The following is a 23,139-nucleotide window of genomic DNA, read 5'->3' on the forward strand; positions in this document are numbered from 1 at the left end:
TGCGCAGGATTCGCTGGCGCAGACCATCGCGTTACACGCAAGCTGCACGCAAAAAGGATGTTCCTTGGCCCCTGACCAAAGAACACCCTTGAATTTGGTTATTGCAATGGGAGCGTCTGTCGACGCGTCCTTATTGCGGGTTGGTTGTCCAAATCCCGGCGGATTTGACGAATACGCGCTGCGGCAGCTTGAGCGCAGCCAGTACAAGCTCGGCTACGTCTTCCGGCTGCATCATCCGGTCCTCGTCCCCGATCTTCAGACCGGCATTGACGGCGAGATCCGTGTTCACGGTGCTCGGGGTCAGCGCCGTCACGCGGATGTTGTGCTTGCGGACCTCCTGCAGCACGGCTTCGGTCAGTCCCATAACCGCAAATTTCGAAGCGTTATAGGCTGAGCCCGTGGCGAAGCCGCGTTCTCCGGCCGTAGAAGAGATATTGACGATGTCTCCTTGGTTATGCTCGATCATGCCGGGCAGCGCTGCGCGGGTCATATAGTAAGTCCCCATCAGATTCACGTCAACGATACGCTTCCAGGCTTCGGGTTCCATCTCCAGCAGGTTGCCGAACTGGGCGATGCCCGCGTTGTTGATCAGAATGTCCACCGAGCCCAGCTCCATGTTTACCGCCGCGAAAGCAGCCTCTGCCTCGCTCTGCACGGAAACGTCGGCCACCGCCGCGACGGCTCTGACACCATATTGCTCGGCAACCAGGGCGCTCAGCGGCTCCAGGTCTGCTGCCGTGCGGGCGACGAGTCCAACGTGCACGCCTTCCTTGGCAAGTGCGATGGCCAGGGCACGTCCAATCCCTTTGCCTGCACCCGTGATGAGGGCTGTTTTATTTTTCAGGCTCATGTACATTCACTCCTTCACATTGATAAAAAAATATGGTTTCGTTGACCAGTATACCCTGTACCATCCGCAACTACCAAATGCCCGCGATCCACCCTAAACAATTTGTTATAATCGTAGCAGCGAAACCAAAGATAACCTTTGTTCATTTTTAACAGGAAGTGGAGGAACAACCTATGCTGCAAGCGCTGAATATCATAACCGCGTTTCGTCAGGGGGATGAATCGGCTGCGGGAACGCATCCATGGCTATTGAAGCTGATATCGGCCGAGGAACGAATCGTCAATCTGGAACGGATCACGTCCATCGGGCAATTGACCCATGCCAACCCCGTGCTGGATTATGTAGAACGCACATTGAAGATACTGGATTCGCTGCCTGTTTCCTATTGGATCAAAGAGCTGCTGGAAGAAGTCCTGGTGTGGGCGGAAACGGCCAAGGGCGGAACGATGAGGGATCGCCTTCGCTGGCAGCAGTCGGGCATCCAATTGTTCCTGCATAATATCGGGTCCGCGCAGCTGTATGAAAGACATATCCGGCAAGGCAGGGGAACCCTGTCACCGCACGAAGAGATGGTACATACTCTCATACTTACCCATGGACTGCTCGGGCAACACATCCGGGGGAAGTCGCCTTCGAGGAAAACCTGCCGCTGATGAAGCTTACGGAGGAAGGACGGCTCACCGAAGATGAGCTGATCCGGCTGCTGATCCCTTTGAATCACTGCATCATTGCTGCCGTATCGGAGGAGCTATGGCATTCCGTTGAGGAGGAAATCAAACAACTGATTCGCAAGCTTGCCCAAGGGAGCGTCCCGGATCGGTGGACTTATGAGGAAAGGCTGCGCCGCCTTCGGACCGCTTCCATTGCCCGGGGAGAAGATTTCGACAGGCAGTTTCAGGAGATTCGGAGGCAGACGGATCTGCCTGCTGCCCTGCATGGGTTTCAGGACATGACGCTTTGGTATGTGGAAGCGGCCCTGCAGGATTTCTCGTTGGAAGAGTTCGTGAAGGTATTGCTGCTGGCTCTCCATCCGGAGAAACAGAGCCCGGAGGATCAATGGTCTTCGGATTCGGTGAGCCACCTGAGCTTTGAGCCGCTGATGAACGATATGTATTACGATTACAAGGGCGTCAAGAAGCTGAACGTGTACAAGAAAAGAATGATCGAGCAATATTTGCGCCAGACGGATTGGGAGGCCTGCCTTCAAGGTCAGGCGAGTGCCAACCCGCATCTGCGCCACCGCATCGAACGAAAGCCGGAGCTGCCGGATACGGTATTCTTTACCTTCGAATTCTCGCAGGCCGCGGAGAAATTAATCGATTTTTGCATCGAGGCGGAGAAATCCCCGCTCTACGAGAAGGCAGTGCTGCTGTTGTTTGATCTGTTTGGCCTGAGGCGGGATGCTTATGACCGGTTTCATAACGAAGAGAGTTATTTAAACGATATGAACAGCACGGGAGATTACAAGAAAGTGATTCTGGATTATATCACGGGAACGGCGGTACTGGATATCGGTCCCGGTGGAGGCGTGCTGCTTGACCTGATCGAGGAACGGCTGCCGCACGCGCGCCCCGTCGGGATCGATATCTCCTCGAACGTGATTGAAGCGCTGGAGAAACGCAAACGTCTGGAGCACAAAACATGGGAGGTCCTGAAGGGGGACGCGCTGAATCTCAGGAACTATGTGAAACCCGGGAGCGTCGATACGGTCATCTTCTCCTCGATACTGCATGAGTTGTATTCGTACATTGAAACAGACGGTGCGCGCTTCAATACGGCGACCGTGGAGGCAGCCTTGCTCAGTGCCTATGAGGTGCTTGCACCCGGGGGCCGCATTATTATCCGTGACGGAATCATGACCGAGCCCGAGGATACCTGGAGAAGGATCCGTTTCCTTGAGGCCGACGGCATGGAATGGCTGAACCGGTATGCCTCGGATTTCAAAGGCCGGGTCATATCCTACGAGCAGCTGGCTGACGCGGAGGTGCGCATGCCTGTCAACGATGCGATGGAGTTTCTGTATACCTATACTTGGGGCCCCGAAGCGTATGTTCATGAAGTGCAGGAGCAGTTCGGATATTTCACGCCTACGCAGTATGCGGAGTGCATCCGCCGAACGCTGGGCCCCGAAGCGCTGATCCGCGTGCAGCAGCATTATCTTCAGGAAGGATATGCCGAGGCATTGGCTGACCGCATCGAATTCATGGATGAGGATGGGAAGGCGGTAACTTTGCCGGACAGCACCTGCCTTTACGTGATCGAGAAGCCGACTCGTCCGTAAAGGCCATACCCTGCTGTAATCTATAAAAAAGAGGACCGGAACGCAGCTATATTTCAAGCGTGCTTCGGTCCTCTTTCGCATGTTGTTTGGTAAGCCGTCCGGATTCTGTGCTCATTCACAAGCGAGGAAGGAAAATGGTTCGCTGACAGCGCCCTGTGCCGCAGCGCTTATCCCAAAAAAGCTATTCCTGCTTTTCGGGATCCGGATAATCCTTCCCGAGCGTATCGACCGTCACTTTCTTCATGACGGGCACTTCAAGCGGCTTGTCCATCTGATCCCGCTCCAAGCCCACGATTTCCTCAGCCGTTTCCATGCCTTCGATGACCTTACCGAAGGAGGCGTACTGGGCATCCAGCGAAGGCGCATCCGCGACCATAATGAAGAATTGCGACCCGGCGGAGTTTGGATCCTGCGCGCGCGCCATGGATAATACGCCTGTCGTATGCTTCAGGTCATTCTGAAACCCGTTGGACGTAAATTCTCCGGCGATTGCGTAGCCGGGTCCCCCCGTGCCGTTCCCGTCAGGATCACCTCCTTGAATCATGAAGCCGGGGATGACGCGGTGAAAGCCTGTGCCATCGTAAAACCCTTGTTCCACCAGAGAGATGAAATTGTTCACCGTATTCGGCGCAACCTCCGGGTAAAGCTCAAGCTTTATCGTTTTGCCGTTCTCCATTTCAATCGTGACGATGGGGTGGCTGGCATTCGGGTCGGGCACGTTCTGCTTGACCTCGGTTTCCTTCGGTGGTTCCGCTTCGGGCGCCGCGGCGCCGTTCGTCGAACCTGTTCCGCCGCCTGCGCCGCTTTCGGTTTCCTTGTCATTCTGGCCGCATGCCGTCATCACGAACAACAGCCCAAGAATGACGAGCAGGGCCGGCATCCAGCGTGTTCTGCGTTTCAACATCATTGACTCCTCCTGTGCTTTGCCTTATCAGGTCTTAAGCATGTAATCTGTATCATATTTTATCACAGGTTGGACAAGTACTGAAAATCGAAATAGCGGAGTATACATTAAGGAAACCGTTATCAACGTCATGTCACAGAAGACCGACCGCGTATAGAGGATGTTTTCCTTGCGATTAACGAATCAAGGCCAGCGGCTCAGAATGCAAAAAATAAGCTCCCGAACCTGTACAAGTCCGGAAGCTTCAGGAAATGGGGAGCATTGTACGTCTTTACTTGGCAGGAAATATGCCCTCCACTTTGTTTAAAGGGAGCAGAATCCGCGAACGGTTCTTGTCCTTGGCAAGCAATTCGATGAAATCGGCTCCGATTCTGACAAGCCGGATCCGGTCGAAGGCGCCGCGGGTCGGGAAGGTGGTCCGCACCCCAACCCGCACCGTTTTGCCCGGCGGCTTGACATCGAATACCCGAACCGAGTTGAGACTGGACGGCACAAAAAGCTCGCCCTGCACCTTGATGAAATTTTTCGGGAATACCCGCTGCAGCCGTCCGGGTTCCAACCCGGTGTTCGGCGCGTTGATTTCCACCAGATGTCCGGTCAACGAGGCCAGTCGCTGCTGCAGGGTGATCTTATGTCTGCAGGGATGGATCGGCAATCCTTTCATATGAGGCATCATCCTTCCAGGGTCGTATGGTGTAGTGTATGTTGGAAGGTATGGCATGGGTGAAAGAAGAGGATCACGATTCCTGCCCGGTGTTGTTCAGGATGACAGAGGATTTCCGCGGTTACTCGTACCGCTGCCATCCGGCTTCTCGTGTTTGATGCTGTCGGGTATCGGAATGCTGTCCGGATAGGAATCCTCGACAAACAGGCCGAATTCCTCATCGATGTCGCGTTCGGTCACTAAACGGTGCTTCTCGTCAGGTTGTTTCTTCATCGGCTGTTCCTCCTATGAAATCGAATCTTTGAAATGAACGGCTGGTATAAGAACTGATAGCTTGACCCATACTGTTTTACTATAAAGACGGTTGTATGGGAGGCGTAGGCATGGAAAGAAAGGGCAACATATTAACGGCACTCATATGGGGTACCCTGATCGGCATCCTGTTGTGGATGTCATTTCTCGGCTGGCTGGATATCATATTCGGAAAATAGAGGGATCATACAGTGCTAGTATAAGACCCGCCTTCCTATAAGGAGAGGCGGGTCTTGCAGGTTTTAGTCGTCCTCGCCATTGCTGCCGTTCAGCAGATCGGTTCCGTGCATCTGTTCCGTCGGAGGCGCGGCGGGATCCACCGGGCTGTTGGCCGCAATCGCGTCCGCGTCGGGCACGTCCTCCAGCGGCGTATACTCCTCTTCACCCGAAGGGTAATTCATAAAAATGTCCTGATTCAGAAAGGCGGTACCGCTGCCTGAAAACGCGGCGTCGGCTGCGACTCTCTGCTTCGCATCGCCGGTGTACTCGGCGATGACCTCGTCACCCGGACGAGTTGGGGGCTCACCCTCGATGGCCCGCCATTCCCGGTCCGTCTCGTCGTCCGCGACATCGCGAATAACCGTTTCGTCGGCGGTGCGGTCCAGCCGCACCTCGTCGGCTTCTCCGGCATCGGATGACAAGGATAACCGCTCATCGGCAATGGTCCGTTGATCCGGATCGGCACCTGTAGCTTCCCATGCATCAATGGCGCTGTGATCGGGGTTCATCCGCTCCTCCGGTTTTGCATCCGCAGGAGCCGCTTCATTCTGATCGTACGCGATATGATCCGCGTCTTCGCTGCTTAGGCTTTGCTCCGTATAGGTGTTGACGTCTCTCAGATCGTCTTGCGGAATCAAATCCATATCCTCGACTTTCCGTTTGGCCTCGAATTCCAAATATGTCAAATCTGCCAGCGTATTCCGATTGTTTTCGTCTCGCATCGTGTCCATCTCCTTCCTTGTTTTCAATTACAATAGGTTTCTATACTTCGACTTTACCCGCTGAATCAAGAATGAATCCCGAAACAATCAGGTTATGGTAAACCAAGCAAGCTCTATCTTTCCCTGTCGGTTGACGTATTATGAAAATTTTCAAATAAGGAAAATGGACCAAACACAAGATAAATGAGAGAAAATGAATGATTTCGTGGATTATTTCCCTTAAATTGAACAATGAAATTTTAAAATGATCCCGTTATAATCGAAAAAGCGACTAACGGACCGGGACAATTCTGAGAGTGGATTGTCAACAACCAACAACAGAACAGGAAGTGATCAGGACTTTGTTTCAATGGATTAGACAAGGCTTCTTTGGCAACTCGCGCAAAGATATTTTATCGGGTCTGACGGTAGCGTTCGCTCTCATCCCGGAAGCGATCGCCTTCTCCATCATGGCAGGCGTTGATCCGATGGTGGGACTCTATGCGTCCTTCGTGATTGCCGTCAGCATTTCGTTTTTCGGCGGCCGTCCCGGCATGATCTCAGCGGCGACAGGGGCCATGGCGTCATTGATGGGACCGCTTGTGGCTATGCACGGGATCGAGTATTTGTATGCGGCAACGATTCTGACGGGAATCTTGCAATGGTTGATGGGAGCGCTCAAGTTCGGACGTTTTATCACGTTTGTTCCCCAGCCGGTTATCACCGGCTTCGTGAATTCCCTGGCCATCATCATTTTTCTGGCCCAGCTTCCGAATTTCAAGGGCGAATCGTGGCCGATGTACTTGATGGTGATCGGCACGCTGCTGATCATTTATTTATTGCCGCTGATAACCAGAGCGGTTCCATCGGCACTCGTTGCGATCATCGTGATGACGATCGTTGCGGTTTGGTTCAAAGCCCCGGTGCAAACGGTCGGGGACATGGGCAACATTACCCAGGCACTCCCGTTCTTCCACATTCCGAATGTAACCGTGAGCCTGGACATGATCATGACGATATTACCTATTTCCCTGGCTCTTGCTGTCGTCGGGATGACGGAATCGCTGCTTACCGCGTCGCTCGTGGATGAGATGACCGAGACGGGCAGCGACAAGAACCGGGAAATCCGCGGTCAGGGCGTTTCCAACGTGATCACCGGATTCTTTGGCGGCATGGCGGGCTGCGCCATGATCGGACAGACGGTGATTAATGTGAAATCGGGAGGGCGCACCCGGTTATCCACCTTGGTTTCCGGCGTGTTTCTGCTGTTCCTCATCATTGTGCTCGGGGATGTCGTGAAACAGATTCCGATGGCGGCGCTTGTCGGGGTCATGTTCATGGTTTCGATCGGCACGTTTGAATGGGGATCGCTTCGCACGCTTCACCGCGTGCCGTTAGGGGATGCCATCGTCATGCTGGCAACGGTCATCATTGTGGTAGCGACTCATAATCTGGCCATCGGGGTCATGATCGGGATTATCTTAAGCGCCCTGAATTTCGGGTGGAAGATGGCCAAAATTCACGCCGTGCCCCATATGCAGCCGAACGGCACCAAGGTATACGAAATCCGGGGACAGCTGTTTTTCGGAACGATGATGTATTTTGTAAATCTGTTTGACGTGAACGATGATCCGGAACATGTCGTGATTGATTTTTCCAAATCCCATGTATGGGATCAGTCAGCCACGAATGCCATTTCGAAGGTATGGCATAAGTACAAGGAAGCGGGGAAAGACCTCACGCTCATAGGGTTGAACGACGAAAGCCAGCGGATGGTCGATAAAATCGGCCTTGCTTCAAACTCTACGCATTAGAAGCATTAGTCATTCTGTAAGCAGGTGTGCTCAATAGAGGTAAGGTTTGTCAGATGAAAAACATGCCAAATGAAGAAATGGCGGTGCTCAAGGATATGATCCTTGCACCGCCATTCTTGCTTTTCGGCCGGTTGTCGCTATGAACGTAAATAAAATTTTACAAACGATACCTGGCATTTCATGTTATATTGATTGTAAATGAACACGAAGTTTGTCGAATCGATGCAAAGGATGGAGAAGAAGACGGATTTATATTGACAATAACGGTTAGAGGTGCTGACTAGATGAAGGATATGCCCAAATCCATATTCCTGCTTCTGCTGGTCGTGCCGCTGCTGCTGATTATATCGATTTTATCACCGGGACAATCGGATGCTGAGCGTGCTCATACCGTGATACCTGATTGGCAGTTTATGTGGGATAACGAACAACAGGAGGTTGTTTCGCCGGCCGGCATTCGGAATTCAAGCGGTTGGCTGACAGGGACACCAGAGAACAAAGAACCCCCAAAGTCAGATGGGGTATCTTCAGCATGGAATCGTTTTACCCTGCCCGACCTTCCTTGGAAACAATCGGCCATTATGATTGACCGGATCAAGGGGCAGGATGTTCTGGCTTTCTTGAACGACGAACCGGTGTATGAAGCCAAGCGGGACTATATGTATACGAATCATTCGCTGCTGCTTCCTTTTCATCCGGATGATGCCGGCAAAACCGTTTATATATGGACAAACGGTTCTAGCGATATGACGTTAGGCATCGATAGCGAGATCATGCTCGGCGAGTATGATGATCTGCGTAGAGGTTTTATCAAGAAGGATTTGGAGGATTTTATATTAGGCAGCTCCTTTTTGTTTATTGCGGTGGTCATGTTCTTCTGCTGCTTGTTCCTTCCGAAGCATACGGTATCCAGCTGGCTGTCCCTGAGCGTGATCATTCTGGCAAGCGGAGCCTTGCTAATTACGTACTCGCCGTTCCTGTACACCTTTTATGGCGAACTCGGCAGCGTATGGGTCTCGGTATTTGATATTTCGCTTTTCACCGTTTTGCCGGCGCTGTATTTCTATTTCGAGAAAATCTACGGACCCGGTCCCTACCGGATCATTCGCTACGGCCGAAGAATTCAGATGGCCTACTCCGGGATCTGCCTGGTTTTCCTTGCGGTACATGTTCTGAGCCATCATTCGTTTTATGATATGTACTATTTCTTCTCCGTGAAGATTCTCGGCATCCTGATTATCCTGCAGATGGTGCTGCTGATCGGTACCACGATTCTGTACGCTGCCAAGCGCAACAAGGACGCTTATATTTTTACCGCAGGCTTCGGCATGATGGCGATAGCGACGCTCGGAGATATGCTGGCCTTCTATTACCATGACGGGCATTATGAGCTCTTTCTGTGGAAATGGGGCGTTATCGGCCTGATCGTCTCCCTGATCATATTGCTGGGGCGTAAATTCGCCCGAAGCCATGAGCAAGTGCTGCAATATTCCCGGGAGCTGGAGATGTTTAATCACGAACTTCAGCGATCGGAGAAAATGGAGATCATCAGCGAGCTCGCCGCTTCGGTTGCGCACGAGGTTCGAAATCCGCTGCAAGTGACGCGCGGCTTCATGCAGCTTCTGGCCGAGAACTCCAAGCAGACGGAAAAGGAGTATTTTGGCTTGGCGCTGAAAGAACTGGACCGGGCTTCCGGGATCATCACGGATTTCCTCACGTTTGCCAAGCCTGAATTGGAGCATGAGACCAGGCTGAACGTGTATGAGGAGCTGAAGCATGTGAAAGGCATTCTGCTGCCGCTTGCGAATCTGAGCGGGGGCACGATCGAACTGGATGACGCCAAGGAATTATACATCACCGGTAATTCGTCCAAACTGAAGCAAGCGATGATTAATATCGTCAAGAACAGCATCGAGGCACTGGATGGAGAAGGCATTATTCGAATCTGGGCCTATGCCGAATCAGGTGAAGTCGTGATTCACATTCAAGATGACGGCATTGGAATAGAGGCTGGAGATCTGGAGAGGCTGGGCGAGGCGTATTTCTCGAATAAGTCGAAAGGGACGGGGCTTGGCCTGATGGTCACCTTCCGGATCATCGAAGCGATGCGAGGAACCATTCATTTTATCAGTGAAAAAGGAAGCGGCACCGAGGCGATCATTCGCTTTCCGTCCGTTCCTGATTCAGTGGAAGATTAGATTTCCAATCGAGAGAGATGCCGCGCTGCATCTCTCTTTGTTATATCAATAATAGAAAATTTTATCATTTTTCCGAAAATTAGAAGGTGGAAGGTTTTGTCGCAGCGAATAACACAGTAAGAGAATCACCCATTATAATGTTTGAGGTGCGTCCATGAGGTCTGGATGGAGAATCGCTGTGTTCCTGATCATCGTTATAGCTTTTAGCCAGGGGTTACCTGGGCTTGTCTTTGCCACCGAAGAAACGGCAGCTCGGGCAGCGATTAAGGAGTGGAAAATCCTTTGGTCCGAAACCCGAGGGGTACCGGACAGCGTACCGGCCCACAGGGATGACTGGCTGGTAACTTCGACCGGAGCTTCGACGCCTTCCAAGCCGCATGCCAAGGCATCCGCATGGATTCAAATGAAGATTCCCGAAATATCATCGGCATCCCCCGGCATTTTGATTGACAAGCTGCACGGACAGCAGGTTGCGGTATATGCGGACCATGAGAAGATTTACGAATCAACTCGTACGTACAATTATGAGCTGAACTACATTTTGCTTCCCCTTCATCAGGACTTAATCGGGAAGGATCTGTACATCTGGCTGGAAACCGCGCGAGATCATGTGACGATGGAAGGGAAAATACTGGTCGGCAATTATCATGATCTGTTGAACCAATTCGTGAAGTCGAATCTGGTGGATATCATCCTCGGGAGCGCCTTTGTTTTTATTGCATTGGTGATGCTGATCTGCGCCGTGTTTCTGAACAGAAAATATTTGATTACCGTCCTGTCCTTATCGTTTATTATTTTATCCGTTGGCATACTGGTATTTACATACTCCCCGTTTCTTTATACGATTTTTGATGAATATGGAAATTTATATACTCAGTTATATGACATCTCATTATTTATTTTACTTCCTTCGTTCAGTCTCTTTTTTGAAAAAATCTTCGGCCCCGGCTGGAGGGGCGTGCTGCGCAAACTTCGGAAGTTCCAGGTGTTCTATTCGCTGTTCTGCGGCCTGTTCCTGATCTTCAATCAATGGGCCTTTAATCAATGGTTCGACCTGTATTATTTTTTCTCCGTTCAGGTCCTGGGTTTTGTCATGATTGTTCAATTCGTACTGCTGGTCGGAAGCTCGATGTACTATGCCGTTAAGGGAAATAAGGACGCCATTATTTTCAACGCCGGCTTTGCGGTGTTTGCCATTGTGGGTTTGGGCGAGCTGCTGCAGTTTTTCCTGACCCGGGGCAGCTACAATCTGTTCCTCTGGAAATGGGGCATCGTCAGCTTCATTATTGCGCTCATCGTTATTCTCGGACGGCATTTTGCCAAAAATCACGAACAGATGCTTCAATACTCCAAAGAGCTTGAGATGTTCAACAATGAGCTGCAGCGTTCGGAGAAGATGGAGATCATCAGTGAGCTTGCGGCATCGGTCGCGCATGAGGTTCGCAACCCGCTGCAAGTGACGCGGGGATTCCTGCAGCTCCTCACCGGAAAAGCCCAGTCCACCGAACGGGAGTATCTGGATCTGGCCTTAGTCGAGCTGGACCGTGCCTCGGGCATCATTACGGATTTCTTAACCTTTGCCAAGCCGGAATTCGGGAAAGACACGGTGCTGCGGATATCCGAGGAGTTCAAGCATATCGAAGGCATACTCGGCCCGCTGGCTCATCTGCAAGGAGGCAGAATTACCGTCGATATTCCGGAGGATATTACGATTCGGGGCAATTCCTCGAAATTCAAGCAGGCCTTCATTAACATCGTGAAGAACAGCATTGAGGCGCTGGGCGACGAAGGGCTGGTTCATATCCGCTGCTATCGCCAGCAAGGCCAGGTGTTTATTCATGTGGTGGATAATGGAGAGGGGATGGGGCCGGATGTGCTGGCACGTCTGGGAGAGCCCTATTTCTCTAACAAAACGAAGGGTACGGGCCTTGGCCTGATGGTGACCTTCCGAATTATCGAGGCCATGGATGGGGACATTTATTTTACGAGTAAACAAGGAGTGGGGACCGATGCCGTCATTACGCTTCCCGCAGCTTGCGAATGATTCGCTAAGCTGCGGCAGCGATGGCGGTTACCGTCCCCACTCTTTTTACCTATTCATCTATTTATGAAATGTCCAGGCTGTTATGTAGTCTTTACCAGATGGCTCTTTCCTTGGCTTCCGATTTGATCACGCTAGTCGGATTCGGAGGGATGACCAGATACAGCTCGCCCGGATTCTCTTCAAGCGTTCGAATCTCGATGTGGTCGGGAATCCGTACACCAAGAACTTCCTTGATTGCGGACTTTGGATCGCTCAGCAGTCTTGCCTTAAAGCTAGGATCCTCCCAGGCTTTTTGAATCAATTGTGTTTGAAAGATGGCTTCTGTCGTCATAAGAATCACCCTTTCAAATAAATTGGTTATTTTTTACTCTTAAAGAATACCATGGAACAAATATAAAATCTATTATTTTTTGTTTAGAATAGACAAATGGTAATTTAACCCGCCAAAAGACAAGGTTTTTTTACTGTTTTCGATATGATTCGCTTCGTTCTGAAGTTCATCCACCATGGTTTGATGGAAGGAAATCAGGTGCGGAGCCTCGATATCAACCGATAAGAGATGGGCATGGGTGGCAGCGGCAATCTCTGCATAAGGCTTCAGCATGTTGTTGATAAAGATGGCTTCCTGTACTTCGGATATCGTTAGAACAGCGTCCTGCGGTTGACCCCGTTCCGATTTAATGAGGGAGAGCAGGCAGTTGTAGCTGCCATCTGCAAGATCCTGCTTCCAATCGGTCCAATCGTCCATCATCTGCAAGGTAAGCAGCACATGATTCATCACATCGTTCGTTCGTGGAATAAGGTCTGCTTGATCCGATAGAAGCAGTGCGGCGGTGCTTCCCAGCTTTACGGGAGCCGCCTTTTTGGCAACCATGGCCCTGTCGTGCTTGAAGTAATCCTCCCGGGTTTCATGGATGACGCCTTCCGACCATTCGTGCGTATAGTGTTTGAGATAAGACCAGAATTCTGAATTTGCCGGGAAGTAGGGTTGATAGGATGTGAGAAATTCGTAATACAGCAGGTTGGCAAGCGCGAGATGGTGTTTCGGATCGATAGAGGACTGGCCGTCATGAGGCGAGTCCATGATGTCGTCTTGAATGAAGTAGTATAACATGCCGATAATGTTGGCCGTGGAGAGATCACGGTAAATATCGGCAGGGAGTGCGGTCCGTTCTTTCATCCAGAAGGGAAGCAGATAGCAGATGTAATTTTTGGAACTGTCCTGCTCAAAGACGTCAAACTTTCTGAGGTATGAAAGACCGATTTGGTTCAGGGGAGCAGGGAATTCGGACAGCCTTGCTTCGCAGGCCGAGAAAGCGGCGGCAAGATCGTCCTCGAAAGGCTTGAACCAGTTCATGGAATCACCAACCTATTCAATTTTTAAGGTACAAGTGCTTACTTGCTATATTAACATGAATGCTTATGGAGTTAAATATTACCAGTCCCATTCCATGGCGATATGTGGAAGTTTCGGCTCTGCGACGGGGTTCTTTACAAGCGGTTATTCGGTTTCCTTGTTTGATTATGGCGGTTGGCGTTTAATTTAGGGATGTACAGCGATAACCGAAAATGACCAAATAGGAGGAATTCATATGACTCAGAAAATTGTAGGAGCTTTTCGGACGGAGCAGGAAGCAACCCGAGCCATTGAGGAACTAAAGCAGCAAGGATTCAGAGCCGATGAAATCTCTGTCATTGCCAAGGATCGCGGCGAATCTTCCCATATTCAGGACGAGACCGGGACCAAAGCGCCCGAGGGATTGGCCTCCGGAGCGGCTACCGGCGGCGTGCTGGGCGGCGTCACCGGATTGCTCGCAGGTCTTGGCGCATTGGCCATTCCGGGCATTGGTCCGATCATTGCCGCTGGACCGATCGCGGCAACGCTGACGGGCGCCGCCGTGGGTGCCGGTGCAGGCGGGTTGGTAGGAGGCCTGATCGGCCTTGGCATTCCGGAAGATCAAGCGGAGGAATATGGGGGCTACGTCGATGAAGGGCATATTCTGGTCATGGTGGATGCCGATGAGTCGAACGGTGGCCAGGTATATGATATATTCCGCAGCAACAGCGCGCTCAATGAACATCATTACCGCGAAGAAGGTACCTACAGCGGTACGGGAGCACCGGTAGATTCGCGTTCTGAAGCGGCTGCTGCCACCGAGGATGCCGTGCCGGACCCTAACCTGTATCAAGGCTATGGCGATGGCAATGGCGGCGCCGTGAGTCCTAACATTGTAAGCCCGGATCGTGAAGAAACCACGAAAAGACGATAAGGGTTATTCTCATATGCATCATGAACGATGAACAAACCGCCCGGATTCTTCCGGGCGGTTTGTTTGCGGCGACAATCCGGCTTCATGGGGCTTGCTTGAAGTCGTGTTTAACGCTTGTTGCGCTGCATTCTCGCACCCCTCGGCCCGTACCCGGGACCGCCGGGGCCGTGCCCATGTCCAGGACCGCCAGGTCCACCGGGGCCATGTCCAGGTCCACCCGGATGCCACGGTCCTGGGCCATGTCCCGGATGCCAAGGACCGTGCCCATGCCCATGCCCATGTCCGGGAAATCCGGGATACCCCGGGTAATACGGAGGAAACGGATAGACCGGCGGATAAAACGGTGGATAGTATGGATAAGGATAGTAAGGGTATCCAGGGATGAGACCCGGGATACCGAGGCTTGTTTGGGATTGAAGCCCTCTTTTCGGTTGATGACTCAAGGCCTTGCACCTCTTTCTATCAGATCGGTTATCACATCCTATGTGGAAGCGGAGAGGAAGGGCACTTATCCTGGGAAAAATAGGCGGACGGCTACTCCTCGGGATGCAGTATCGACGCTGGTTCTGTTTGGGATGAACAGGTTCCAGGTTACTCAATCTCAAGCGAAAGTAAAAAAGGCGCATATGACCTCCCCTGCGTAGGGAAAAGGATCAGATGCACCTTTCGTTCTTCCATTATATATATTGAAGTCCGGTTGTGTAAGGGAGAGGGACAGTATCGAAGGTTACGCTCCCGTTAGCCCGATACGGGGATTCCGGATCGAACAGGATGGAAAGCAAACCTTCGTCATCCAGCTCCAACGTTTCATGGCTCAGGGTAAGACGGTACGGACCATGTTCGCCTTCCGCCTGGATCAACCCCTCCGGAAGCAGAGGAGCCAGCTGACGAAGCAGCTGCGGGCCGCTTACCAAATAAATGGTTCCCTCGTTGCGAATATACTCAGGCAGGTTACCGGCAGATTGGATTAAAGCGGCCAGCTCCTTATCCTGCCATGGCAGCGGAACCGTAAGCTCCGAAAGGCTGAAGGACGCGACGGCATCGGCTATAATCAGTGCGGCTGCTTCAGGGCTTCCTCCCCACTCGACGAGGGTAGACTCCCTGGAAGGCGTCATCGTGTCTCCGGGTACGGCGATGATGGCGAAAGCGGTCAACACCCCGTCTTCTTCGGCGACAAGCACCTGCTGCTTAAGGCGGATCACGTTGGAGTATGCGCTTGCATCCAGCAGCTTGTTAAGCTCCGAAGCCGTCGTAACATATCCAGCCTCCCGCTGTTCCATCAGTCTTTGGATCTGGAACAAATCGTGCGGCTGCATGGCCCGGATGTTCACTTTTTTTTCCGTTGCAGCACGCAGCGGCTCCACGACGGCCGGAGATAGACGGAACCGGAGCGCCCGGCCGAATAAACGGCTGCCTGCCCGGGTATACAGGGATCTGCCGCCGGAAATAAGGATGAGGGATGCACCGGACGCCTCGCCATGCCGCATGCACTGTTCCAGGAGATTGCCTGCAAGTCGCTGTCCCCGGTAATCCGGGTCCGTACAGACGGAGCCGATGGAGAAAATATTTAATCGGGCACCGCGAGTCTGGATGGTGAACGGCACGAATCCCATGAAAGACACCAGTTTGTCCTGATCCCAGGCACCGTAGGAATGGCTGATACCCGGCGAGAATATCGGAGGGAAGGATACCCCCATTGAAGGCTGCTCCGGCTGCTTAAGAAAAATACGGTCGGACAGCTCGACGGCTTGTTGCAATTGATCGCTTTTCATCATAGAAATTTTCACTCGATTGACGCCTCCCCTATGTATGTCGCTTGTTATTACCAGTATAAAGTCATTGGGCGGGGAATTTCCAGTAAACGTTTTCTAAGGCTATTCGGAATTGTCCGGTTGGCGGAGTTAGCCAGCCCTGCAGCAGAGCGTTTTACGGTTTAGGCGTATGCGAAAAGGCGGTGTTTTTCGGGTAATAATAAATGAACGAATCTGACGCCGGAGGGATGAGCTTGCCAAGTTTTGTTGATTCCATGATTTTGCTGTGCGGCGCCTTGCTTCTGACAGGCGTATTGACCACCAAGTTCTCTTCCCGTTTCGGCATGCCCGCTCTGGTGCTGTTTATCGCGATCGGGATGATTCTCAGCCGGTTCATTTATTACGATAATGCGGAGCTCACGCAGCTGGTCGGCATATTCGCACTGATCGTCATTTTATTTCAGGGCGGGATGCAGACCGATTTCAAAGAAATCAAGCCGGTTCTGGGTCCGGCCATTTCGCTTGCCACGATAGGCGTCCTGCTGACAACCGTTGTAATCGGACTATGCGCCTCTTTCGTGCTTGATATTTCTTTGAAAGAAGGGCTGTTAATCGGCGCTATCGTCGGCTCGACGGATGCGGCAGCCGTATTCTCGGTTCTTGGCGGAACGAATCTGAAGAAAAGACTTCGAATGACGCTCGAGGCCGAATCCGGAAGCAATGACCCGATGGCGGTGTTTCTAACCGTGTCCTTAATCGAATGGATAGAACATCCGGGCCTAAATTTGTTCGGGCTTATTTTTTCCTTTGTCATGGAAATGGGATTGGGACTGGTTGTCGGCATTCTTGTCGGCATGCTGGCTGTGTATGTGATCAATCGCATCAACTTCGATTCTTCGGGGCTATACCCCGTGACCGCTTTAGGATTTGCCGTGCTGACGTATGCAGCCGCCGCATGGCTTGGAGCCAGCGGTTTGCTTGCCGTATACGTTATGGCCTTGCTGCTCGGCAATACCGAGCTGACGTACCGTAAGACGATTCAAGCATTCAACCAAGGTTTTGCGTGGATGATGCAGATCGTGATGTTTGTGCTGCTCGGGCTTCTTGTCTTCCCGAACGAGCTGTCGAAGGTCGTATGGCAAGGACTCCTGTTGTCCTTGATTCTCATCTTCATCGCCAGGCCGATCGGCGTGTTCAGCAGTCTGCTGTTCGCCAAATTTGCCGTCCGCGAGAAAATATTGATTTCATGGGCCGGCCTCCGCGGGGCCGTACCGATCGTATTGGCTACATATCCCGTACTGGCGGGAATCAGGCAGGGGGAATTGTTTTTTAATGTCGTGTTCTTTGTTGTTTTGACTTCAGCGGTGATCCAGGGCACCACCATCTCCCCGCTCACGCAAAGGCTTGCGCTGGTGGAGAAGGATAAAGCAAAGGCCCCGTCCTTATTGGAGCTGATGGCACTAGGAAAAACGGATTCCGAGATCAACCACGTGCTGGTGGATGGGGATATGCCCATCGTCGGCAAGGAGATTCAGCAGCTGAATCTGCCGGACGATATTCTCTTTACGGCCATCATTCGGGAGAAGCGCATCATCACGCCGAGAGGAAACACCGTCATTGAGGCAGGGGACACCTTGTACGTGATGAATCCGAAGCAAAAACGGAAGGAAATGAAATCGATTCTGGGGTTATCCTAGGGATTTCGCAGCTGAAGCTATATGATGCCCATCACAGCAGACGGTCTTAAAAATAATTTAGGATAGGTATAAATCGGAGGTAATTTCTTCATCCTATCTTCATCCGAGAAGTTTCGATTTCCTTTGCAAAAGAGACAAGAATCTGTTATGATTAATTCAAGGATTTAGAATAAGTCTAAATACAATATCAAAGGAGACGATATAGATGAGTAACCTAACCCAACAAGCACAAGGAAATACGACCGATGAACTTCAACAAATTCTGAATACGCAGGTAGCCAACTGGAGTGTGCTTGGCGTGAAGCTGCACCATTATCATTGGTATGTGAAAGGTCCTCAGTTCTACGTGCTGCACGAGAAATTCGAGGAGATGTACAACACGGCCGCTGGTTATGTGGATGAGCTGGCAGAGCGAATGCTGGCCATCGGCGGCAAACCGGCCGCCAGCATGGCTCAATATTTGAAGCTGACGACGCTGCAGGAGGTCTCGAATGAAAACACGGCCGAGCAGATGGTCGGACAGCTGGTTGCGGATTTCGAGAAAGTGGCCGGAGAGCTCAAGTCCGGTATCGAGGCAGCAAACCAAGAGGGCGACGATGCGACAGCCGATCTGTTGACCGGCATGGCGAGCGCTGTGCAGAAGCATTCGTGGATGCTGAACGCATTTTTGGGCAAATAAAGTTCATATCCGTTGCTGCCGTTTCATGACGGCTAACATAAGCAAAAAGAGATCGACCTGATAAGGCCGATCTCTTTTTTTTGTTCGCCTTGCGAATGCTGTTGCAAGATTCAATTTGAAATTTATTGCGCCTTTCTTCAATTTTGTGCGTATAACCTTCATAGATCGTTTTAATTCGGATAGAGGAGTAGTGAGGATGGCAGAGATGGAATCACGACAACAGCTGGAGTCGCAGCTTCAAGAGATTTTGAAATGGGAGAAGGAGCAGAAGGACGTCATGTTCTGGGAGAAGCTCGGAAGAATTCCCTTTATGCTGCTGGATCGCCTCACGCCCAAGGCTGTTCAAGAGAAAATCGGAAGCGCCTTGAACGAGGTAGGCGGATTTATTCAAAGCGGCGGGAAGCATCTGGTTCGCGAGAAGTCGGTCATGAACGTACTGGCTCAGACCGCTGGATTGGAAGGTTCAGCCGCGGTGAACGACCCTTCCGCGAAATCCGGCGAGGCGGAGTCGGGCGGCGCTGGGAACGGAGAGGAGCAGGCGGTGGCTTCCGGACTTACGCTGGCAGCAGCCGCGAAATTGCCGCTCCAGGCCATGGATGCGGCAGCGGATACGCTGACGGTAAAGCGGGTCAAATTCGCGGCGGCCCAAGGGGCGGCAACGGGAATCGGAGGCGTATTTACGATAGCGGCCGATCTGCCCATGGTGCTCGGTCAATCGCTCAAGGTGCTTCAGGAGATGGCCCTTTGTTACGGGTATGATCCGAACGATCCCCGGGAGCGGGTGTTTATCGTGAAATGCCTGCAGTTTGCATCCGCCGACATCGTCGGAAAGAAAGCGGTGCTGGAGGAGCTTGCCAGTTTTGACGACGTCCAGGCAACGGAGCAGGTCTTCTCGCAGCTGCAGGGCTGGCGTGAAGTCGTCCAGTCGTATACCGATAACTTCGGGATGAAAAAGCTGTTTCAGCTGATTCCGATCGCCGGGATCGTATTCGGTTCGATCAGCAACAAAGGCACCATAAGCGATGTGGCCGAAGCCGGGAAAATGCTGTACAAGAAGCGGCGTGTTCATTACCGGCTTCGGAATATGGAATATCCGCTGTAATCAAGGCTGATATACGGATCGACACGACAAAAAGGGATGCCCGCCATGCGCGGACATCCCTTTTCTTAATCCATCACGGAAAATATCATGACGCAACCCATAAAGGTGGTTTCTTACCGATTATCCACCTTTTCGGGGTACAGGTCATGGTTCATCAGACGATTCGCGGCGATCTCCTCGTATTTGGTGCCCGGGCGACCGTAATTGCAGTACGGATCGATGGAAATGCCGCCGCGCGGGGTGAATTTGCCCCATACCTCGATATATCTCGGATCCATCAGCTTGATCAGGTCATTCATGATGATATTGACGCAGTCCTCATGAAAGTCCCCGTGATTGCGGAAGCTGAACAGGTACAGCTTCAAGGACTTGCTCTCCACCATCTTGATATCCGGAATGTAACTGATGTAGATGGTCGCAAAGTCCGGCTGGCCTGTGATCGGGCATAAGCTTGTAAATTCGGGACAGTTGAACTTGACGAAATAGTCGCGGTAGGGATGCTTATTGTCAAAGCTCTCCAGAATGCCGGGATCATACTCGAAGGTGTATTTCGTGCCTTGGTTGCCGAGCAGGGTAACGTCTTCCATTTCTTCTTTTTGTCTTCCAGCCATATATGATAACTCCTTCATTTATATGAATTCAAACTCAATCCAATCATCGGTAAATTCTTGATGCCGTGCTATACGCCGCGTTTATTCCCCCAGACGAGCGTATGCAATTGCGGCAAGACGCGCACATCGTTTAACCGGTCGGATTGCATGACCGCATCAACAAGCGACTCGTACCGATCCAGCAGATGGGAGACAAGCGAAGTCGTATCGCCTGTGCCTACATCGGGATTGCCGGTCTGCAAGTAAAATGGCACGTTCGGGTATCGTTCATGGACCGTTTCCGCGTAGGTCAAGTCCTTATCGTCAAAGACCACAACCTTCAAGCTGAAGGTTCTGCCGGGCGGACGGGCGGATAAACGCGAGACGATATCGTCGAGCTTGCCCCAGTCCGTATCCATGCCCGAGCTTGGCGGCTTGGGGGAAATGGTGACTTCATCGATATGATTAAGCCAGTCCTGCCAGCGTGAGCCCTGGGTCTCCACGGCAACGGTAATTCCGTGCCGATGCAGCTCATCCACAAGCGCTCCAAGCTGGGGAAGAAGAGCCGGATTGCCGCCGGACAGGGTGACGTGATCGAAGCGTTCTCCGCCCAGACGGTACAGCTCTTGCCAGATCTCATCAGCGCTCAACAGCGAGATGGAGTCCTTAGCGGAACCGTCCCATGTGAATGCGGAGTCGCACCAGGAACAGCGATAGTCGCAGCCCGCCGTCCGAACGAACATCGTCTTGCGGCCAACGACCATGCCTTCGCCTTGAACGGTAGGACCGAAAATTTCCATCACGGGAATCGGACGGTCCACCGTCATGGCAGGGGAGGAGCCCCCGTTTGAATCCGTAACAGGCGTTTCATGCACATTATTCATGGATCATCCACTCCCGTCTGACCTCGGCATAGCTGGTCGGCGTCTCGAACAGGCGAACGAATTCCGTTCGCATGCCTTGTTCCTCGTAGGATTCTTTGCTGCGGAGGGCCTCCTCCATTTTCTCAAACAACCAGACCACCATGTTCTCTGCTGTCGTATTCATCGGCGGCAAGGTCTCGTTCAGGTAACGGTGATCCAGGTAAGGTTCGATACTCGTTTTCCAGCAATCCTTGATGTCTCCAAAATCCACGGTAATGCCGACCTCGTTTGGAGTTCCGCTGATACCAAAAACCACTTTATACGTGTGGCCATGCAGGTTTTTGCATTTTCCCTCATAGCAATGCAGGTGGTGCGCAGCATCGAAGGTAAACTCTTTGGAAACAAGCACCCGCTTCCGATGGTAACGCAGGCTTCCGGCATCGATGTCTTCGCCAAGCTTCTGCAGATGCTCTACAATGCGGAAAGCCCCGGGCTCGCGGCTCATACCAGGCGCCCCCTCTCGGAGATGCTGCTGCGGCGCTGCATATACTTGTCGAGCCCCGCTTTTCTCAGCTTGCAAGCAGGACATTCCCCGCAGCCGTCTCCCTTGATGCCGTTATAACAGGTTAACGTATGGTCGCGAACATATTCGAGCGCATTCATCTGGTCGGCAAGCTCCCAGGTTTCGGATTTGTCGAGCCACATGAGCGGAGTATGAATGACGAACGGGTAATCCATGGCCAGGTTCAGCGTAACGTTGAGCGATTTGATGAAGCTGTCCCGACAATCGGGATAACCGCTGAAATCCGTCTCGCATACGCCCGTGATCAGATGCTTCGCTCCGACGCCCTTGGCCAGCACGGCGGCAAAGCTGAGGAACAGCAGGTTCCGGCCATCCACAAACGTCGTAGGCAAGCCGTCGCCTTCGGCGATCTCGATATCGCTGCGCGTTAATGCATTCGGTGCCAGCTGATTAAGCAGGCTCATATCAAGCACCGTCTGCTTCACGCCTTGCTCCTTGGCAATCTGTGCCGCGCATTCTATTTCAAGCTTATGGCGTTGGCCATAATCGAATGTTACGGTTTCCACCTCGGCGAAGCGTTCCTTCGCCCAGAACAGGCAGGTGGTGCTGTCTTGCCCCCCGCTGAAAACAACGACTGCTTTTTCATTTTTAAGCATAAAAAAACCTCTCATCCTTCATGATTTAAGAGCAGCCCCAGAGGGCCGATCCCGTAGAAGAAAGAGAAGTTCATTGAACTGAATCCGTAAAAAAACAAGCCTTATTCTTAGGGTGTAACACCGAATAAGACACGATAGTTTTTTATAGAGGGAGTTCACGAACCTCTCCCACGCACCGATGCAGGCGCATGGATTGTCTTCTGTTGTCCTTGTGACCGCATGGAGAGCCGTGACCGGCATGCAGTCCGATTACGCCCTCCATTATAACACGGCCGGATTATTTGATAAACACTCCGCCGAAGGGAATTGCTTCCCGCAGGAATCGCTTGATGATGCCTTCGTCGTTTAAATCGTTCACGAGCCGCTGATTCTGGCGTCCCGCTTGAAACAGCACATAACCGTCGCCGGTGAGCTTCCAGTGATAGTTCATGTGCTGGCTGGCCAGATGATTGCCGTATACGGTCAGATCCAGCTTAGCGGCTTCGGGGTAGGCGATGATGCTTCCGGCGTCCACATACAGCGGCTCGGTAGGATGCAGCTTGACTTTGCATACCGGGCCTTGGGTCAGAATGCCGATGCTGCCATTCCCGGAAAACTTCATCTTAATGGCATCTCGCGTGACCAGCATGTTTTTGATTTTCAGTATTCTTGTCTGCATCGTAACAAACCGGGTGTAAAAGAAAACATGACGAAAATCATAGAGCATGTCCTGTTCGCCTTCCAGCTGAATTTCATGCATGTTGAAGCCCGGGGGAAGCGCAGCCGTAAACTGGCTGGGTCCCGTAATGTCGGCACGGATCAGCTTTTTTTTGCGGTAGATGCCCTTCACGTTCATAAGTCGATCGCTGCGCCCGGAGGAGGGCCCCCGATAGGCAACGATCTGCTCGGGATGAAGGACATGCGCCGTGTCCCCCTCCGTCAAGGAGAACGTAACCGCTTGACCTGCTCCGCTGCCGGCCGCATCTTCCATTCGGATAATCATCGCCGCGCCTCCTTTTGCCTGGTTGAATGGTATGGATCT

Annotated in this window: 21 protein-coding genes and 1 pseudogene; 9 read left to right on the forward strand and 13 right to left on the reverse strand. The window is 52.1% G+C overall.

Annotated elements, in window-relative coordinates; all coding sequences use genetic code 11:
• Positions 1-130: 130 nt before the first annotated feature.
• Complete coding sequence (locus tag P0X86_RS07570) at positions 131-850, reverse strand: 3-ketoacyl-ACP reductase (protein WP_015733909.1); 720 nt, start codon at positions 848-850, stop codon at positions 131-133.
• Between the two features lie 173 nt (positions 851-1,023).
• Between P0X86_RS07570 and P0X86_RS07575 the strand changes: the two are divergent.
• Positions 1,024-3,131: pseudogene (locus tag P0X86_RS07575) on the forward strand (class I SAM-dependent methyltransferase).
• A gap of 181 nt (positions 3,132-3,312) precedes the next feature.
• On the opposite strand, the gene P0X86_RS07580 reads toward P0X86_RS07575, so the two are convergent.
• The 4 genes from P0X86_RS07580 to P0X86_RS07595 form a co-directional block, all read right to left on the reverse strand.
• Positions 3,313-4,035, reverse strand: a complete 723-nt coding sequence (locus P0X86_RS07580; protein ID WP_277749013.1) for a peptidylprolyl isomerase — start codon at positions 4,033-4,035, stop codon at positions 3,313-3,315.
• 271 nt (positions 4,036-4,306) lie between these two features.
• Positions 4,307-4,699 carry a hypothetical protein gene (locus P0X86_RS07585; RefSeq protein ID WP_015733912.1) on the reverse strand — a complete coding sequence of 131 codons (393 nt, stop codon included), beginning with the start codon at positions 4,697-4,699 and terminating at the stop codon, positions 4,307-4,309.
• A 96-nt stretch (positions 4,700-4,795) separates the two neighbouring features.
• Positions 4,796-4,972 carry a hypothetical protein gene (locus tag P0X86_RS07590; RefSeq protein WP_277748242.1) on the reverse strand — a complete coding sequence of 59 codons (177 nt, stop codon included), beginning with the start codon at positions 4,970-4,972 and terminating at the stop codon, positions 4,796-4,798.
• A gap of 281 nt (positions 4,973-5,253) precedes the next feature.
• Positions 5,254-5,952 (reverse strand): hypothetical protein, encoded by a 699-nt coding sequence (locus P0X86_RS07595; protein ID WP_277748243.1) that lies wholly within the window; start codon positions 5,950-5,952, stop codon positions 5,254-5,256.
• Positions 5,953-6,293: 341 nt separating this feature from the next.
• On the opposite strand from P0X86_RS07595, the gene P0X86_RS07600 reads away from it, so the two are divergent.
• From P0X86_RS07600 to P0X86_RS07610, 3 genes are all read left to right on the forward strand, one after another.
• Positions 6,294-7,745: a SulP family inorganic anion transporter gene (locus tag P0X86_RS07600; protein ID WP_277748244.1), complete on the forward strand. Its 1,452-nt coding sequence runs from the start codon at positions 6,294-6,296 to the stop codon at positions 7,743-7,745.
• A gap of 284 nt (positions 7,746-8,029) precedes the next feature.
• The gene (locus P0X86_RS07605) at positions 8,030-9,943 is read left to right on the forward strand and encodes a sensor histidine kinase (RefSeq protein WP_213580510.1); all 1,914 of its coding nucleotides are present in this window, start codon (positions 8,030-8,032) and stop codon (positions 9,941-9,943) included.
• A gap of 154 nt (positions 9,944-10,097) precedes the next feature.
• Positions 10,098-11,987, forward strand: coding sequence for a sensor histidine kinase (locus P0X86_RS07610; RefSeq protein WP_277748245.1), 1,890 nt, complete (start codon positions 10,098-10,100; stop codon positions 11,985-11,987).
• A gap of 91 nt (positions 11,988-12,078) precedes the next feature.
• Here the strand turns inward: P0X86_RS07610 and P0X86_RS07615 are convergent, their stop codons facing one another.
• Both P0X86_RS07615 and P0X86_RS07620 read right to left on the reverse strand, forming a co-directional pair.
• Positions 12,079-12,318: an NHLP leader peptide family RiPP precursor gene (locus tag P0X86_RS07615; protein WP_015733918.1), complete on the reverse strand. Its 240-nt coding sequence runs from the start codon at positions 12,316-12,318 to the stop codon at positions 12,079-12,081.
• Positions 12,319-12,390: 72 nt separating this feature from the next.
• Positions 12,391-13,344, reverse strand: coding sequence for a hypothetical protein (locus P0X86_RS07620; protein ID WP_277748246.1), 954 nt, complete (start codon positions 13,342-13,344; stop codon positions 12,391-12,393).
• A 235-nt stretch (positions 13,345-13,579) separates the two neighbouring features.
• Here P0X86_RS07620 and P0X86_RS07625 point away from each other — a divergent pair, with 235 nt between their 5' ends.
• Together P0X86_RS07625 and P0X86_RS07630 are read left to right on the forward strand one after the other, a co-directional pair.
• Positions 13,580-14,257: a general stress protein gene (locus P0X86_RS07625; protein ID WP_009591703.1), complete on the forward strand. Its 678-nt coding sequence runs from the start codon at positions 13,580-13,582 to the stop codon at positions 14,255-14,257.
• Positions 14,258-14,360: 103 nt separating this feature from the next.
• Positions 14,361-14,642: a hypothetical protein gene (locus tag P0X86_RS07630; protein WP_277748247.1), complete on the forward strand. Its 282-nt coding sequence runs from the start codon at positions 14,361-14,363 to the stop codon at positions 14,640-14,642.
• Between the two features lie 292 nt (positions 14,643-14,934).
• Here the strand turns inward: P0X86_RS07630 and P0X86_RS07635 are convergent, their stop codons facing one another.
• Complete coding sequence (locus tag P0X86_RS07635; RefSeq protein ID WP_277748248.1) at positions 14,935-16,044, reverse strand: GNAT family N-acetyltransferase; 1,110 nt, start codon at positions 16,042-16,044, stop codon at positions 14,935-14,937.
• A 212-nt stretch (positions 16,045-16,256) separates the two neighbouring features.
• Between P0X86_RS07635 and P0X86_RS07640 the strand changes: the two genes are divergently transcribed.
• The 3 genes from P0X86_RS07640 (at position 16,257) to P0X86_RS07650 (ending at position 19,486) form a co-directional block, all read left to right on the forward strand.
• Positions 16,257-17,705, forward strand: a complete 1,449-nt coding sequence (locus P0X86_RS07640; RefSeq protein ID WP_176502489.1) for a potassium/proton antiporter — start codon at positions 16,257-16,259, stop codon at positions 17,703-17,705.
• Positions 17,706-17,910: 205 nt separating this feature from the next.
• Positions 17,911-18,384: a Dps family protein gene (locus P0X86_RS07645; RefSeq protein ID WP_277748249.1), complete on the forward strand. Its 474-nt coding sequence runs from the start codon at positions 17,911-17,913 to the stop codon at positions 18,382-18,384.
• A 196-nt stretch (positions 18,385-18,580) separates the two neighbouring features.
• Positions 18,581-19,486, forward strand: coding sequence for an EcsC family protein (locus tag P0X86_RS07650; RefSeq protein WP_096775317.1), 906 nt, complete (start codon positions 18,581-18,583; stop codon positions 19,484-19,486).
• A 113-nt stretch (positions 19,487-19,599) separates the two neighbouring features.
• Here the strand turns inward: P0X86_RS07650 and queF are convergent, their stop codons facing one another.
• From queF to P0X86_RS07675, 5 genes are all read right to left on the reverse strand, one after another.
• A complete protein-coding gene (queF, locus tag P0X86_RS07655) occupies positions 19,600-20,097 on the reverse strand; it encodes a preQ(1) synthase (protein ID WP_009591586.1) in 498 nt (165 codons plus the stop codon).
• Positions 20,098-20,165: 68 nt separating this feature from the next.
• Positions 20,166-20,960, reverse strand: a complete 795-nt coding sequence (queE, locus tag P0X86_RS07660; protein ID WP_036662526.1) for a 7-carboxy-7-deazaguanine synthase QueE — start codon at positions 20,958-20,960, stop codon at positions 20,166-20,168.
• On the reverse strand, positions 20,953-21,444 hold the full coding sequence (queD, locus tag P0X86_RS07665; RefSeq protein WP_277748250.1) for a 6-carboxytetrahydropterin synthase QueD: 492 nt from the start codon (positions 21,442-21,444) through the stop codon (positions 20,953-20,955). The genes queE and queD overlap by 8 nt, the downstream gene beginning before the upstream one ends.
• Positions 21,441-22,118, reverse strand: coding sequence for a 7-cyano-7-deazaguanine synthase QueC (gene queC / locus P0X86_RS07670; protein ID WP_096775319.1), 678 nt, complete (start codon positions 22,116-22,118; stop codon positions 21,441-21,443). The genes queD and queC overlap by 4 nt, the downstream gene beginning before the upstream one ends.
• A gap of 277 nt (positions 22,119-22,395) precedes the next feature.
• Positions 22,396-23,100: an AIM24 family protein gene (locus tag P0X86_RS07675; protein ID WP_009591651.1), complete on the reverse strand. Its 705-nt coding sequence runs from the start codon at positions 23,098-23,100 to the stop codon at positions 22,396-22,398.
• Positions 23,101-23,139 lie beyond the last annotated feature (39 nt).

The organism is Paenibacillus sp. BR1-192, from assembly GCF_029542445.1.
In the GTDB taxonomy this organism is placed as follows: Bacteria; Bacillota; Bacilli; order Paenibacillales; family Paenibacillaceae; genus Paenibacillus_AQ; species Paenibacillus_AQ lautus_A.